This is a genomic window from Neorhodopirellula pilleata, from assembly GCF_007859915.1.
Taxonomy (GTDB): Bacteria; Planctomycetota; Planctomycetia; order Pirellulales; family Pirellulaceae; genus Rhodopirellula; species Rhodopirellula pilleata.
Genome location: NZ_SJPM01000001.1, coordinates 196335 through 213196 on the forward strand (window position 1 = coordinate 196335; position 16862 = coordinate 213196).

Consider the following 16862-nt stretch of genomic DNA (forward strand, 5'->3'; position numbering starts at 1 on the left):
AGGAAGCCTAACGATGAAGTTCCCTTTTTGCGACATGATGGGTCACCCGTTGATGCGGTCCCGGCAACGGACTCGGCAACAGACTCGTCCGCGAATTTCGAAACGACGCTTACTCGTTCAGAATCTCGAAGATCGGCATTTGCTCGCCGTCGGCGGATTTACGATTAATCTGAACGGTAGCGGCAACGTCGACCTGTTCGATCCCAACGGCGGGGGACTGATCCAGCAGGGTTATTTCAACGGCATCGGCGGAAACGGCGGCGATGTAGGAACATCGATCGGCACAAGCAACACTCCAGGGGCCAATAACCGAGACCCGCTCGCGGTCGACGACACCGCGACCGTCGGTGAGGACGGGCCTCCGCTGGTTATTCCCTTTGATGACTTGTTGGTCAACGATACCGACCCGGACCCCGATAATGTGTTAAGCATTCTCGCGTTTGGGAACGTCGGGACGGTTGGTAACCTTACCTTGGACGCCCAAGCCCGCACGATCTCTTACGATCCGAATAACCAATTCGAATCGCTAAACGTCGGTCAAACCGCCACAGACGTTTTCGAATATTTGCTCAGCGATGGAAATGGTGGCCAAGCAGCCGGCCAGGTGACCGTCACAATCACGGGAGTCAACGATGCCCCCACGGTAACCGGAGCGGCGACCTCGACGGCCGATGAAGGCAACCCGCTTACCAATTCAGGTACGTACGGGGACGTCGATGCTGGAGCCACCGTCACACTCACGGCTGATGTCGGCACCGTGGTCGATAACAACGACGGAACTTGGGCGTGGTCAGTGACAACCACCGACGACGTGGTCGGCCAAACGGTTACCGTCACGGCCACGGATGAACACAGCGCAGCCACCGAATTCCAGTTCAGCATTACGGTCAACAATGTGGCGCCGTTGGTTGCCGCAACCTCCGCAAGCATTACCGTCGACGAAGGCCAAACGGCCAACAACACGGGCACTTACTCCGACGTCGTTGCCGATACGGTTGCGTTGACGGCGAGCGTTGGAAACATCGTCGACAACAACGACGGCACTTGGTCGTGGTCGTTGAGTACCACGGACGGTCCTGACGATACTCAAACGGTCACGATCACCGCCACCGATGACGATGGAGGTATTACGACGACAACGTTTGACTTGATCGTTAACAATGCGGTTCCCATCGTGGCGGCGGACACAGCCTCCGTGACGGTCGACGAGGGCCAAACGGCGAACAACACGGGCACTTACTTCGATGTTTCTACCGATACGGTTGCGTTGACGGCGAGTGTTGGAAACATCGTCGACAACAACGACGGTACTTGGTCGTGGTCGTTGATTTCCACCGATGGTCCCGATGACACTCAAACGGTCACGATCACCGCCACCGACAGCGATGGCGGCCTTTCGACGACAACGTTTGACTTGATCGTCAATAACGCGGTTCCAGTCGTCGCGGCGGATTCCGCCTCGGTGACGGTCGATGAAGGCCAAACGGCCAATAACACCGGCACTTACTCCGACATTGCGACCGACACGGTCGCGTTGACTGCGAGCGTTGGGAACATCGTCGACAACAACGATGGCACTTGGTCGTGGTCATTGAACACGACCGACGGTCCGGACGAATCTCAGACGGTCACCATCACGGCAACCGACAGCGACGGCGGAATTGCGACGACCACGTTTAGTTTGACCGTCGGCAACATCGCGCCGATCGCGCAGGCCAAGACGATCAATGTCCTCGGCAATGTCCCGGTCACCTTGCCGCTTTCGCACCTGCTCGTCGGCGCGACCGACGTGGGCGACGACGTGATCAGTTTTGATTCGATCGATGACGCGTCGACGAGCGGTACGGTCGTCGTTGACGTACCGAACCAGACCTTCACGTACACACCTGTGACCGGAGCAAGCGGAACGGATTCGTTCTTGTTCACCGTCATCGACAGCGACGGGTTGACACACCAAGAAACCGCAACGATCCAGATCGGTCCTTCGCTTTGGGTGATCGATAACTCCGCCGCACCCGGCGGTACCGGAACGATGCTCTCGCCATTCGATTCGTTTGCCGCGGTCAACGACGACGGCAATGATCCCGACGCCCCCGGCGACATCATTTTTGTCGTTGGTACCGGAGTGAACTATGACACGTCACAAGGTGTTGGCGATTCACTCGGTTTCGAATTTGAAGAGGATCAGTTTCTTGTTGGTTCGGGCATCCCGGGTATGACCTTGGAGGCCTTCTTAACCGGCCAGGGCATCGCGATCCCGACCGGTACCGCGTCACTTCCGGCGACCGACGGCACGTCACCGCTGATCTTCAGTTCGACCGGCGACGTCACGACCGCAGCAAGTGGCAACACGGTTGCCGGCGTGACATTGGACCCGCAAAACAGCGCCGGTATCGCCGGCGATGGCGTCGACGACTTGGTCGTGCAGTTCACGATCATCATCACGTCCGGTGGAGGCAACGACAACGAAGGCATTCGTTTGTCCAACGTTACCGGAACGATTCGGTTGTCCGGCGTGCAGATTCAAAGCCAAAACGGACAGAGCGTCAACGGAACAGCCATTCAAATTGACGGAGGCACCGCGAGCTTCGAACTCGATGACGTCGACATCGATCAGGATGGTGGTTCATTGATCGAGATCCTCAACACGGTCGCGTCCACGTTCGTGTTTGATGAGAACAGTCAGTTGACGCTGCGTGGTAGTAACGAAGCCGCCGTCACGATCACCGGCAACACCGGAGGTACGGTTCAACTAAACAACGCCGGATTAAGCGCCGACACAACCGCCTTGGTCACGTTCAACATCACCGGCAACACCGGCTTGCAAGCAAGCACACCGGTCAACGACGCACCCGAGTTCACGTTACCTTCGACGTCGTTGCAGACGCTCGAAGACGGCGGCCCGCAAAGCCTTGTTATCGCGACCGAGATAACTCCCGGTTTGGACGCGACCGAGGCCGCCCAAACGGTGACGTTCATCAACGTTTCGGCCGACGATCCGTCCTTGTTTGCGGTACAACCCGCGATCGCGAGCGATGGGACTCTCACGTTCACCTTAGCGGGCGATGCCGTCGGGACGGCCACCGTATCGGTGCAACTACAAGACGACGGAGGAACGGCCGATGGTGGGATCGACACATCGGAAACGCAAACCTTCACGATCGAGATCATCCCGGTCAACGACGCACCCCAGTTCACCATCGCGGGCGACCCGCTTACGGTAGCCGAGGATTCTGAGTCTCAAACCGTCAACGCTTTGGCAACCGTCACGTCAGTGGGGCCGCTTAACGAATCAACCCAAACGGCCGTTTTTGAGATCACCGGCAACTCCAATCCGGCGTTGTTCGCCGTCCTCCCCGCGATCGACGCGGCGGGCAATCTGACCTACACGCCCGCCGAAAACGCCAACGGGATCGCCGAAGTCACCATGGTGGCCCGCGACAACGGAGGCACCTTGAACGGCGGCGTCGATACGTCGGTTCCGCAAACGTTCACGATCACGATTTCCCCGGCGATCAATGACGCGCCCACCTTTGATTTGGTATCGGATATCGCTGGTGACCTTTACGATGGCATCCAAACGGCAACGTTGGTTACCAATCTCAGCGCCGGCCCGTCCGATGAATCGGGGCAAACCGTGACGCTTTCGGTATCGGTCGACACCGGCGGCGCGTTCTTCAGTCAAGCTCCGACGATCGCGAGTAATGGCGAAATCACGTTCGAGCCGAACGGGGTTGGACAGGCGACGTTGACAGTCACGGCAACCGACGATGGCGGAACCGCGAACGGAGGAATCAGCAGTACCTCGCAATCATTCACGATCACGATCGGCGAACGAAACCGCGAACCGGTGTTGGCGGCGATCGACGATCTGACTGGTGATGAGTCATCGTTGATTACGTTCAACGCCACCGCGACGGACCAAAACCTTGCTGATACTTTGACGTTCAGTCTTGATGGCAATGAACCGAGCGGAGCGGCCATCTCGCCCGAAGGCGTATTCACGTGGACCCCGGATGAACAGCAGACCGGCGTGCACACGTTCGACGTGATTGTCAGCGACGGGGCCGCGTCAGATTCGCAAACGATCACGATTACCGTCAATGAAATCCTACCGGCAAGCACGTCACAGGCTGAGATGTTCGCCGGGCTGGCCCAAGAACGCGTCAGCGAAGGCGACCCGAGCTGGTTGGCTGTATTTGAATTGCAGCTTCAGCAAGCCGAATTCGGTGTCGCGTCGGCTGTTTACGTGTTGTTGCCAGGTGCGAGTTCGTATCTATCGGCGGACACGTATATCTACCACGTTGATCACGACAACGACCAAGGAACCCCGAACGTGGATCTTGCCGAGGCCTACATCGAGGTCGAGCAGACTCAATTGTCCGATCAAGAGTTTCGAACATTGGTTCATGGGGATTGGACGGTGTTGATCGATTACGACGGCAACTTCGATCCGCTCTCGCCAGCGGACGACTTCAACGATGCCAAATTCACGATCGACTATGACTTCGACACCGCTGCTGCTAACTTCGTCGCCGAAGAAGTCACGGTCGTGAATGATTCGTTCGACAACGGTGCCGACAACGACGGCGTACCGACGGGGTGGTCGATTCTGTTTGCGGGTGAGTTCTCGACATCCGACGGGGCCGTTGAGCTGAACGACATTATCGGCGACGACGAATCTCCGGTTCTGTTGTCCGACGCGTCGTTTGACCCGGCCGGTAAACAGATTGAGTTGGCGTCGTCGATCGAGTCGATCTCCGAACGCGATTCCGCGATGATCGGGTTGTACAACGAAACAGCCCAAACCGGCGTGGTTGCCGAAGTCGTTCGATTGAATGCCACCACGGCATCGCTTTCGGTGAACCTGTTTGACATTTTGTCTGACACCGAAGAGACCGTCGTTTTGACCAATTCGCTGGCCTATGACGGGACGACCTTGGACTTGCAATTCACTTTCGACGAAGCCGCTTTCCGAGTCACGGCGAACGGACTTGATTCCGGGCCACACTCGTTCGAGGCCAACTTTGTGGAATTGGACCCCACGATCCTGGGCACGTCGGTCCGTCCGCTGCTTGCTTCGGTGAGCGACGAGCACACCGAACCGAACGAGCTATCTGGACCGGCCGGTTCGATTATTTTCGGCTCGCTCAACGTCACGACGCGATCGGGGCAGCCTCAAGTCACGATCACTTCGCCGGTAGTCTTGACGGATACCAATCCCGTCGAGATGACTTGGGATGTGAGTGATGGTCCCTTCGACGAACTGGACGCTAAGGTCGTTTTGGACGACGACACCGAGGTGTTTTACGCCGAACTTGATTCGTCCGATCGAAGTGTCACGACATCGACGCTCCCGATCAGCACGCCGTTGTTCGCCGAGGTGGTTGCCGTTGATTTGGGTGTTGGCTTTGTCGGGCAACCCCAAACCGCGAACGGGTTTGCGGAATTGCCGTGGGCTCCCTTGGACGGCTCAGCGATTCCTGACCAATGGTCGCCGGTCGAAGACGCCACCGGCTCGATTCACAGGATACCGTTCCAAATCGAACTTCCACCGTTTGCCAGCTTTGACATGGCGATCGAATACATCGAACCACCGGGTGTGGATCCGTTTTACCAGGCGATCTTGGACCTGAACCTCAACGACGATCGGGTTTCGTACCTGACGACGATCGAAATGACCACGCCGGACAATGAAACGAACTTTCAATTCGGAAACTACTTGAGTGCCGATTTTGAACCAGCGGAGAATCAATCTGCCGAAGATTTCATCGCATCCCTCGGCGGCACGTACACGTTTGATGTCGACTTTGAAAACGACGGAAACGTCGACGAATCGTTTGCGGTCACGGTGGATGTTTCTGGAATCACGACGTCAACGTTCCTTGATACCGCTGTCATTAACTCTCCGGCCCAATCGGCAACCTTGGCGTCGGGTAGCCGCAGTGTCGCGATCCAATGGGATGCGGTGGCCGGGGCAGATGGTTACTTCGCGGGCGTGAATGACTACACGGCCGTAGAGACGACATCGGAATCGCGAAACGTGGAGATCGGGAACCTACCGACCGAACAGTCGATGCTCGCTTTCGTTGGTGCGTACGTTGCATTGGATGTGGCCACGGTCAACGCCGGGAACCTGACGATTGAAACCCGCGTTGTAGCAACTACGTTTACCGGAAACGATTTCGAGATTGAACCAACCTTCACCGCCGTTTCGTCCGGATCGAGTGTGGGAACGCATGGTGGCGGCGCTTCCACCGTCGGTGGTGTGAGTTTTGAATTCGTATCGCTCTCCGAGGATGCGCAATTCAATGCCGATTACTTGACACCCGATGAGCCGTACGGATTGGAAGCTTTGGCGGGCGTTCCTGAGGAAGATCAAACGGGACTCAACGGTAACGGTTTTGATTTCACCGGCGAGACCTTTCAAGCCTGGGATTTGTCGCTCGTTGATACGGCGGGCACTGCCGATGTAACCACTTTCACCCACGTTGATCTAACCTTCCGATACGATTCGTCGTTGTTGGATCAATGGCATAGTGAACTGAGTTCCGATCAGATCGAGGAGGACCTTTATCTGTTCCAGTACGACTCGTTCAGCGGGACTTGGGACGCGGTTCCTCTGACTGGTCGCGATACGAACAATGACACGTTGACGGCTCGAATCGATGAGATGTCCCTTTTGATCCTCGGTCACGATTTGTTTGGTCCCGGAATCACCAGTTTCGATCCGTTAACGGCCGCGGCGACCGCAACCAGCGACACCTGCCATGCGGTGCTGAGCAATGAACAGCTGGCACCCATCGTCGCCGAAGCGATCGAACGTTTGGCCGCCACCGGCTTGAACGGAGAGCAGATCGAACAACTCCGCAGCACACCCGTCGAGATCGCCGACTTAGAAGACGACTTGTTGGGACTAGCGTCGCCTGATTCCATTCAGATCGATATCAACGCAGCCAACCATGGTTGGTATGTAGACCCAACACCGAGCGTTGATGATGACAATCAGTCCGACGAAAACTTTGCGGATTCGATGGACCTGTTGACGGTCATCATGCACGAGATGAATCACGTTCTCGGCCACGTCGAACATTCAGAAATCGCCGATGATCTGATGAACGCCGTCCTCCCCACCGGAACGCGACGTCTCCCCGACGGGCCGACATCACAACCGATGAGCAGCGAGTTGGTGGACGAGGCATTGGCGGATCTGATTCGAGTCCAACAATGAATTGAAATGGCTTAAGCAACGCGTGTTCGGCGGCCGATCGATGGCGAGATTGACGGCGCAGGAATCGCTCGTTTGATTTGAATTTCGGGTTCTTGGGCAAGATTGACTAAGTTGGGTTCGTATATTTGATGCTTCGGATTCCAAAATTCGATGACCGGGCGCATGTAGGTCTCGCCCGTTGAACGCACCACGCGGGCGACTCGACCGTCGTGCGTCTCGACAAATGATCCGATCGGAAACAGCGACATCGCATGCAATAGCCCCCGCACGGCCTTGGCATCGAACTTGCCTTCGGGAATTGCGTTGAGGATCTTGGTGATGGCGTGGTAGGGCATCAACGCGCGGCGGTGCGGACGGTTCGAAACGAGTCCGACGTACATATCAGCCACCATCGCGATCTTCGATAAGCTATGAATATGCTCGTCACGCATCGCCCGTGGGTACCCGCTGCCGTCACATCGCTCGTGAACCTGGTAGGCCACGATTCGTGCAATGCGGGAAAGTTCGACTCCTGAGTTTGCCAGCGCATCGAGTGTCAGAATCGGATGTTGAGCGAGGTACTCCAGCTCCTTGGGGCGTAGTTTGCGTTTGGCGCGATAAAAAGTCGAATCAAGCTTTAGCATTCCGATGTCGTGAACCAAACATCCGGTACCGAGGTCATGCAGGCTTTGGTCTTCCAGCCCCAGCATCACGCCGATCGATATGGCCACTGAGCTGACATGCAAGCTGTGTCGTGATGGGTATTCGCTGTCGAACGGATTGAGCCCCAAACGCATGAACAGATCCTTGTCTTCGAGCACCGATACGATCGAACGTCGGCACACGACGGACAAATCGCCGTCTTCGGTTCCGCCGTGAGTGATCAACTCTCCAAAAACCGATTCAACGTACGAAATGTGGCTTTCGCGTTCACGCAATTTTTCATTGACCGCAGCGGGATCATATTTCGTTGTCGGCGGATTGTTCCAACGCGGATCGAGAGATGTCGTTGGCAACTCGCCGCTAGGAGTTTCCGCAATTAGCGATTCGACTTCTTGCGAATGCTCGGTTTGCAATTCCACCGGTCGGTATTCATGGTCGTCGACCTCCTTGCGGTTGCCTTGAGGTTGACCCGCCGTCATCGCCGCTAGGTCACGTTTGCTAACCGATACATAAGCGACTCCGCGAGAAGCGAGCTTCTGAAGGACACCACTGTCAATCTGGACGTCCTTGCCAAGGAGTTTCGTGCGTTCAGATCCCGGCTCGAAAATCGGAGCCGAAAGAACGCTGCCGAGGGTCAGTGCGGAAAGAGGTACTTGCGCGAATTCAGATCGATTCGAAGACACTGAGGGCATTAGAACTAGGATTGGGGGGGAACAACAAAGATGTCGACCGCCTAGCCCGATTCCAAAGTGCCCTTTTGGTAGCAGCGTCCGCCCACTGGGCGTTGTGTTAGATATCGAACTCGCTGCGCAGCAGAATGAGCCGACGTCGATAAAACGAAGCCGATGGGGCGGAACGGACGTGTCGGTTCGGCGCATTCCTTTCGACCGGCACCCGCCCCGAAATCATCCAATCAAGTTCGGTTGACGATCAATTGGTCGGTCAAGTAATCAGCCATGTCAGCCGGGGTTGGGTCGCTAGTCGCAAATTCAATCGGCAAGACGATCCCGAGCCAATCTTCCAACTCGCGGCTCAATTCGATCGCGGCAAGAGAATCCAATCCGTTTCTTGAAAACGGCGTGTCGGCGAGTACATCCTCATGCGACAAGCCACCGCGGGCGATCATCCAAGCAATCAGCCATCGTTGGATTTGAGACCGGGTCTCTTCACGTGGCGGCAGATCGCTCGGTTGCGGCAACGGGGGCAGTTGTTCGGCGAGCACCCCGTCAATCACCGACGGGCGAGACCAGCGATATCGTTCGTTGGGTTGATTGGTTTCCAGTAAATGCTTTGCCGCTTGCCGCTGGACCTTGCCACTCGTTGTGACCGGGATAGCGGCCGGACGCGTTAACAACACGACGCGAGGATCGATCTCGTGGTCTTCGATCACGCGTCGCCGAATGACGCGTGCCATGTCGGGTAACTCGTCGTCACTCGAATGACGCGATACTTCGGCGATCACCGCGAGCGATTCGGACTCGGCGTCCACCGAAGCCACCGCGACACACTGGGTGATGACACCATCAAGACTCTCCTTGGCCGACGATTCGATGTCTTGAGGGTAGTGATTTCGACCACGCAGAATGATCACGTCTTTCATACGTCCGGTAATGTACAATTCGCCTGCGTCGAGGTAACCAAGATCACCCGTGCGAAGGAACCGGCCGCCATCGGGTTGATCCGAAAGTATCGCTTGAAAACGTTCGGTCGTCGCGTCCGGTCGTCCCCAGTATCCGGTCGCCACCGATCGGCCTTGCACCCAGACTTCTCCGACCTGTCGTTCGGGTAGGCCGCGAGAGGTTTCCGGGTCGACGATGGCGATTGTCGTGCCTTCGCCCGCCGGGCCACACGCGACGATTCGCTTGACATTGGCAAGCGGTTCTTTAAAGGACGCTTCGGTCGCCTTGCCACGCATCAGATCATCGCGGCGGATGAGTGTCGTTTTCCATTCGGTGTACCGGGGTTTGCACGCCGCCAAAAGGGTTGATTCGGCCAATCCGTAACACGGAGTGAATGCGGTTGTGGAAAAACGCGAGACTGCGAAATGTTCGGCGAACCGAGTGAGCGTTTCGGCGGCAATCGGTTCCGCACCGCAAAACGCGATCTTCCAACCGGCGAGGTTCAACTTGGCCGCTTCGTTTTGATCAATTCGATCGACACACAATTGATAAGCGAAGTTGGGCGCGCCACTGATCCAAGCATCTGTCTTTGAGATCGCGTCGAGCCATTCGAGCGGACGGGTCAGAAACGTTCGCGGTGACATCAACAAGGCGTGACCGCCGACATACAACGTCTCTAAAATACCGCCGATCAATCCCATATCATGAAAGGGAGGCAACCAGAAAACGCTCTTGACCATGTTCTCGGCCGGCGGTTCGTCGTCGGTCATCAAAGCGTCTGACAAACCAAACGCGAGACGAATCGATTCCAAGTTCGCCATCAGGTTCGCGTGCGACACCATTACCCCCTTGGGCTGGCTCGTCGATCCGCTCGTGTATTGCAACAACGCCAAATCATCGGGCACAACGGATTCGAGCCGATCGCCGAAATCGATCCGCTGGCCAGTGTGATCGGCGATCGCGTCGGATGCGACAAACTTCGCTCGGGCGACTTCCGCACCGACACGCTGTAGATCGATGCCGGCGAGGGTTTTCGAATCGGCGATTAGGCGAGAAGGTCGGCAATCGCTTGCCGCCGTATCAAGCCTCGGCATTGCCCGGCCGGGTTTGGGAAAACTCGTCGGAACGGGAATCATCCGGCAATACTGACAAGCCAAAAAGGCAACGATGAATTCAATCCCCGCGGGAAACAACAGCAGCGCCCGATCACCGGGGTGGATCGGGTGGTCCGAATCGGTCATCATCCGCCAAGCCAATTCTTCGACGCGCGATTCCAGTTCACCATAGGTCAACACGCTATCGCGGTCCGTCGATCCGTTCGCTTCGCCGCGAAACGTCAACGCGATCCGTTCGGGATGAGTTTGAAATCGTTGCCGCAAGCAAGCCGGGAACGTTCCCAGCGTGGCGACGTTTGGAACTGGAAGAGGCATATGAAATTGAGAAAGCGACTCGGCGAATTGTGAGCCACTAACATAGACCCCACCCGGATGGAAGAAAAGCGAACGACCAACCCCTGCTACCGCATCATCGGCGATTTTTCAGCAGAGCGTTTAACGATGGTTTGGTTCCCCCACGCAGGTGGTGGAGCCTCGGCGCTCATCCGATCCTGCCGCGAATCACCGCTGGACGTGAATTTGGTCTTCGCTTCGATGCCCGGTCGGGAAAGTCGATTTCACGATCCACTTTCAGGATCGATCGAGGAACTCGTTGACCAACTCGTCGCTCACCTGCCCGAAACCGAACAGCCTCCCGTGTTGGTCGGACATAGCTTCGGTGCCTTGGTCGCTTACCGGATCGCCCGAGCCTTGTGTGGGGATGAGACCGTTCGGCATCGTCCCGTCGCAGGATTAATTGTCATGGCCATGTCGGCACCCAACCGATTAGGCCAGCAATCACCGATCACGCACTTGGACGACGAAACGTTTGCCGACCAACTCGACGAGCGATTCGGCGGGATCCCGAAGGCTCTGCGCGAAAGCAAAGAAGCGATGGCGTTGTTCCTGCCGACGGTTCGGCACGAGCTAAGCTTGTTGGAATCGTACCAAGACCAAACCGAAACTCCGCTCGACCTTCCAGTGATCGCCTTGGCCGGATCGCAAGATCGCGCCGCTGACGCATCACGAATGCGAGACTGGTGTCAAAAGACGACCGGTCCGTTCGATTTGAGAATTCTGCCCGGAGATCATTTCTTTCCGCTGGCGAGTTTGAATGAGGTCCAAACGATGGCCCGTAGCATGCGATAAACTTCTCAAAGCGGCTGCGCCACGCCAATACAAGCCCGACGCGCGAGCGAGTGGGCTCGATTCGCTCTTTCACATCCATCGGAACCACTCGCTCGCCGGTCTGTTGATTGAATCGTTTAACGGCAAGCCGCAGGCGACAGAGTTTGAACACGCAGGCGCCTGCGGCTTGCCGTTAAACGAAAACGCCCAAACGTGCACTCAATCAACACGCCGTCGCGCGTCGGGCTTGTGTTGCGAACGCTAGAAAAAAATCCCATAGATTGACATTCGCGAAACTTTCCGTTCCACCGGGGGTTTGACCGAATACTCCTCTAATCTTGTCGACTCGCTTCTCTGTGTGCCGAGACCCCAGCTATGCGAACGTGCGTCCTGCTGTTTTGTGCTTTCGTCGGATTTTCGAGTGCTCACGGTCAAATGGGACGATCGTTTCCGATCACGCGTCTTGACCAAGACAACGACGGAGAGTTAACGCTCGAAGAGTTTCGAAAGATCGGTGAATTCGTGCCACGCTTGCAGGCCGAGAATGCCAACGCGGCCACGTTCGCGGGTCTGGACCAGAACAACGACTCGGCGATCGACGCCCGCGAATTTGAAAGACTTTTCACGTTGCGGCGGGATCAAACTCGCGCGGATCTTCCCTTCGATCCCATCGCCGGTCCGGTCGCTGGTAATCCATTGCGGGCGGTACTGCCGAATTTCGCCGACGAATCGCTCGATGAGGTCACGCCGGCCCAAGCGAAATTCTTTCACGATCGAATCGAGCCGGTCCTCACCGCGAAGTGCTATTCATGCCACTCCGAATTGTCGGGGCAATTGCGAGGCAGTTTGCGTTTGGATGACAAACATCACCTTCGTCGAGGAGGCGCGAGCGGTTCGATCTTGGACGAAGATCCCGCCGACAGTTTGCTCGTCATGGCGTTGCACGGCGAAGATTTTTCGTTGATGCCACCCAAAGGCCGTTTGCCGGACAACGTCATCAAAGACTTTGAAACCTGGGTGTCGATGAACGCGCCCGACCCACGCGAATCGGAAGACCGACCGGTCGAGGTGGAACTGCCCGAGTCGTCGATCGATTGGGAAGGCGGACGAGCGCACTGGAGTTACCAGCAACTGCGCCCGAGCCAACGCATCGAGACGTCGTCCGACCCATGGTCGACCAGCACGATCGACCGATACCTGTACGACGCGATGAAACAGCGTGGGCTGAATCCTGTGGCCGATGCCTCTCGCGGTCAACTGATACGCCGAGTAAGCTTGGACTTGACCGGACTTCCGCCGACGCCCGAGCAAGTCGAACGTTTTGTCAATGACTCACGCGATGACGCTGCCGCATTGAATGCGTTGGTGGATCGCTTACTCGAGTCGCCTCAATTCGGTGAGCACTGGGGGCGGCACTGGCTCGACGTTGCCCGATTTGCCGAATCGAGTGGCAAGGAAGTGAACATCTTTTATCCATTCGCTTGGCGTTATCGCGACTATGTCATCAACGCGTTCAACAACGACACGCCCTACGATCGGTTCATCACCGAGCAACTCGCCGGCGACCTGATTGCGGCAAAGGATTCAGTTCAGAAGGCCCAGTCGATCATCGCGACCGGATATCTCGCGATCGGTCCGAAATCTCACATCCAGCGTGATCAGCGTCAGTTTCTGTTGGACGTGATCGATGAACAAGTCGATGCGGTCAGCCGAGGGATCATGGGGATGACGATCGCGTGTGCTCGTTGCCACGATCACAAATTTGATGCCGTTTCGCAAAAAGACTATTACGCCCTCGCGGGAATTTTCGCCAGTAGCGAAGCGTTGTTCGGCGGAGCCCGCACGGTGCAGGTCAACCGGACCACCGGCTTAATCGAGCTGCCTCGATTTGTCGACTTGCCCGTCGGGGCAACCATGACGTCTCGCGAACGAGAGTTCTTGGAGCGTCAGTTGGAACAGACCGAACAAATGCCAGCGACGCAAGCCGGACGAGTCGCAAAAATTGTCCGCACGGCGACATTGAAATCCAAGTTGTCCCATTACGATGACGATGGCAACGCGAGAAAGTTGGTGATGTGTACCCGTGAAGCGGACCCGATCGATTTGCCCGTGTTCTTGCGAGGCGAACTCGATCGCCCTTCGGAGATCGTCACTCGCGGTTTTCCAACGGTCATCGAAGGTCCTGAGTTGCCGGAGATCCATGAAGGCAGCGGGCGTTTAGATTTAGCGGCTTGGTTGACCGATCCGAATCATCCGTTAACCGCTCGGGTGATGGTGAATCGTGTTTGGCAACACCTGTTCGGTCGCGGATTGGTGGCCACGCCGGACAACTTTGGAACCACCGGGCGACTGCCCAGCCATCCCGAGTTGTTAGACTATCTTGCGAAGTCGTTCATCGACCAAGGTTGGTCGGTCAAGACGTTGATTCGCGAGATGGTTTCCACGCGAGCTTATCGTTTGGATTCAACCACCGAGGCGGCCAACGAATCGATCGATCCGGACAACGTTTATCTTTGGAAACATCCGCGCAAGCGACTGCCGGCCGAATCGATTCGCGATTCCGTCCTGCATGTTTGTGGCACGTTGGATTTGGAGCCTCCAGTCGGCTCACCGGTCTTGCGTTTGGGTGAAGGGCAGGTCCGATCGCTCGAAAGATTTCGCGGGCGTGCGGGCTTCGGCATGATGGGATACGCCGCGTCGGAAACGAGCACTCAAGAATTCCCCGAGCTATCGCAATCACGCTCGGTTTATCTGCCTGTTCTCCGCGATCACATCGATCCGATTTTGGATGCGTTCGATTTTCCCGATGCGAGTTTGGTGACCGGAGAAAGAGAAACAACCACGGTCGCGTCGCAATCGTTGTTTTTCATGAACGATCCGTTTGCCATTGAAAACGCCACGCATCTGGCGCGTTCGTTGATTCACGAATTCGATTCCACCCAACAGCGCGTCGAGGCGGCATTCGAAACGATCCTCGCGCGGAGTCCGCGTGCGGACGAACGCAAATTGGCGATCGGGTTCATCGACCAATCCAAACGGACGACCCCGATCCGAGCATGGACGTTGTTTTGTCAATCGTTGATGGCGACCGCCGAGTTCCGGTCTACGCCATAACGTGAGATAGGTTTCTAGCCTTTTTATACCACACATCTTTTTTGACCCCCACGAGCTCGTCTCGTGGGTGAATAAGGTTCGCAAGCTAGACAACGACGCCTTCCCAACCTTCTCACCAATCCGCTTACCGACACTTTCAACCAAGGCAACCACCCATGTTATCTCGACGCCACGTGCTTCAATCCATGTCGTCCGGGTTCGGATACCTGGCTTTTGCGGGAATCGCTTCGAAATCCGACGCAGCCGACCGGCGTGAGTCGGCCGGGCCGCTATCGGTTCGTCCGACCCACTTCGCGCCGCGTGCCAAGCGTGTGTTGTTCTTGTGCATGAGTGGCGGCCCGTCACACGTCGATTCGTTCGACTACAAACCTGAATTGCAACGCAACGACGGTCGAGCGATGTTTTATCCAGGGGCGCGAACCAGTCACGGCAAACTGATGGCCTCGCGTTGGAAGTTTCGTCAACGCGGCGAGTCCGGTCTTTGGGTTTCGGATCTGTTTCCCAAGATCGCCGAGCAAGCCGATCGGTTGTGTTTGCTGCGTGGGATGAACACGAACGTTCCCGCGCACCCGCAAGCGTTCTTGGAGATGCACACGGGAACGTCGCAGTTCGTTCGACCGTCGGTCGGCGCTTGGACGATTTACGGTTTGGGAACCGAGAACGAAAACTTGCCTGGCTTCATCAGCTTGAACCCGCCTTCCGGCAACGGCGGAGGCCAGAACTACGGCAGTTCGTTCCTGCCCGCCGCGTACCAAGGCACGCCGATCAAGATCCAACGCGGTGTCGCCAAGTTCCCTAACATCGCCAACCCGTTGATCGATCCACCGACGCAGCGGCGACAGCTCGACTTCGTTCAGTCGCTCAACCAATCGCATTTGACCGCCGGCGGTGATGATCGTGAAGTCGAAGGCGTGCTCGAGTCGTATGAATTGGCATTCCGGATGCAAGACACGGTGCCTGAAGTGATGTCGATCGACGACGAGACTCAAGCGACCCAAACCCGCTACGGGCTCGACCGTGACGAGACGGCGGGGTTCGGGCGTCAATGTCTGATGGCGAGGCGGTTTCTCGAAGCCGGAGTGCGGTTTGTCGAAGTCAGCCATGATGGATGGGATCAACACGCCAACCTGACGACCGATCACGCGATGCACGCCGAAGCGGTCGACCAACCGATCGCGGAGTTATTAAACGATTTGGACGAGCGTGGTTTGCTCGACGACACGTTGGTGTTGTTCGGAGGTGAATTCGGGCGCACCCCGGTGGTCCAAGGCGTCGACGGACGCGATCACAACCACAAGGGCTACACGATGTGGATGGCCGGCGGAGGAGTGAAGTCAGGTTTTTCATATGGGCAAACCGACGAGTTCGGCCAAGAAGCCATCGAAGGCAAGATGCACACGCATGATTTACACGCGACGATCCTGCATCTACTCGGTTTGGACCACGAGCGGCTCACGTATTCTTACGCCGGCCGCGATTTTCGGCTGACCGACATCCACGGCAGGGTCGCCGAGGCCATTTTGGCTTAGTACGAGCGGCGGAAGCGATTCGGCGGCCGCTCAAGGCGGCTACGCCGCAAACATACAAGCCCGACGCGCGACGGTCTGTTGATTGAATCGTTTAACGGCAAGCCGCAGGCGACAGAGAATTAAAACGCTGGCGCCTGCGGCTTGCCGTTAAACGAAAACGCCCAAACGTGCACTAAATCAACACGCCGGCGAGCGAGCGGTTACGCTGGTGTCGGGACAACCCGCGAGATCACGTTGCGAAAAAACAACGATTGTGGCGACGATTAAACAGTCTCGGCAATCTGGCGAATTTACCCCATCGGGGGTCTAGCAAAAGTGTCGTTTTTGGCCGGTTTTTTCCACAATTTTCTGAAGTCTTGCCTACGCTTAAGCAGTGTGTAACTTTTTGACTTCGGTCTTGCCCGAGCGGGGTTCCCTCCGCGTCGGACGATGCAATGATTCCGACCGAACGTCAATGGCCCAAGATTTGTTGATGGGTTTGTTCACCCTCGTTCAACCAGGAACA

6 protein-coding genes are annotated in these 16862 nt (G+C 56.7%); 4 read left to right on the plus strand and 2 right to left on the minus strand.

From position 1 onward, the window contains the following. Nucleotides 1-13 precede the first annotated feature (13 nt). Nucleotides 14-7231 (plus strand): Ig-like domain-containing protein, encoded by a 7218-nt coding sequence (locus Pla100_RS00570; RefSeq protein ID WP_146575767.1) that lies wholly within the window; start codon nucleotides 14-16, stop codon nucleotides 7229-7231. 11 nt (nucleotides 7232-7242) lie between these two features. Here Pla100_RS00570 and Pla100_RS00575 read toward each other — a convergent pair whose 3' ends face one another. Both Pla100_RS00575 and Pla100_RS00580 read right to left on the minus strand, forming a co-directional pair. After that, nucleotides 7243-8556: an HD-GYP domain-containing protein gene (locus Pla100_RS00575; protein ID WP_231602505.1), complete on the minus strand. Its 1314-nt coding sequence runs from the start codon at nucleotides 8554-8556 to the stop codon at nucleotides 7243-7245. Nucleotides 8557-8786: 230 nt separating this feature from the next. Next, entirely contained in the window at nucleotides 8787-10922 is a 2136-nt protein-coding gene (locus Pla100_RS00580; protein ID WP_146575769.1) for an AMP-binding protein, read from the minus strand. 57 nt (nucleotides 10923-10979) lie between these two features. Between Pla100_RS00580 and Pla100_RS00585 the strand changes: the two genes are divergently transcribed. From Pla100_RS00585 to Pla100_RS00595, 3 genes are all read left to right on the plus strand, one after another. Further along, nucleotides 10980-11735, plus strand: a complete 756-nt coding sequence (locus Pla100_RS00585) for a thioesterase II family protein (protein ID WP_146575770.1) — start codon at nucleotides 10980-10982, stop codon at nucleotides 11733-11735. A 414-nt stretch (nucleotides 11736-12149) separates the two neighbouring features. Beyond that, complete coding sequence (locus Pla100_RS00590; RefSeq protein WP_197167614.1) at nucleotides 12150-14828, plus strand: PSD1 and planctomycete cytochrome C domain-containing protein; 2679 nt, start codon at nucleotides 12150-12152, stop codon at nucleotides 14826-14828. A gap of 155 nt (nucleotides 14829-14983) precedes the next feature. Then, nucleotides 14984-16357 (plus strand): DUF1501 domain-containing protein, encoded by a 1374-nt coding sequence (locus tag Pla100_RS00595; RefSeq protein ID WP_146575772.1) that lies wholly within the window; start codon nucleotides 14984-14986, stop codon nucleotides 16355-16357. Nucleotides 16358-16862 lie beyond the last annotated feature (505 nt).

What these genes read in the sequence shown, in the direction of transcription:
- Pla100_RS00570 (WP_146575767.1), top strand. Translation starts at nt 14, where the DNA reads ATGAAGTTCCCTTTTTGCGACATGATGGGTCACCCGTTGATGCGGTCC.
- Pla100_RS00580 (WP_146575769.1), bottom strand. Translation starts at nt 10,922, where the DNA reads ATGCCTCTTCCAGTTCCAAACGTCGCCACGCTGGGAACGTTCCCGGCT.
- Pla100_RS00585 (WP_146575770.1), top strand. Translation starts at nt 10,980, where the DNA reads ATGGAAGAAAAGCGAACGACCAACCCCTGCTACCGCATCATCGGCGAT.
- Pla100_RS00590 (WP_197167614.1), top strand. Translation starts at nt 12,150, where the DNA reads ATGGGACGATCGTTTCCGATCACGCGTCTTGACCAAGACAACGACGGA.
- Pla100_RS00595 (WP_146575772.1), top strand. Translation starts at nt 14,984, where the DNA reads ATGTTATCTCGACGCCACGTGCTTCAATCCATGTCGTCCGGGTTCGGA.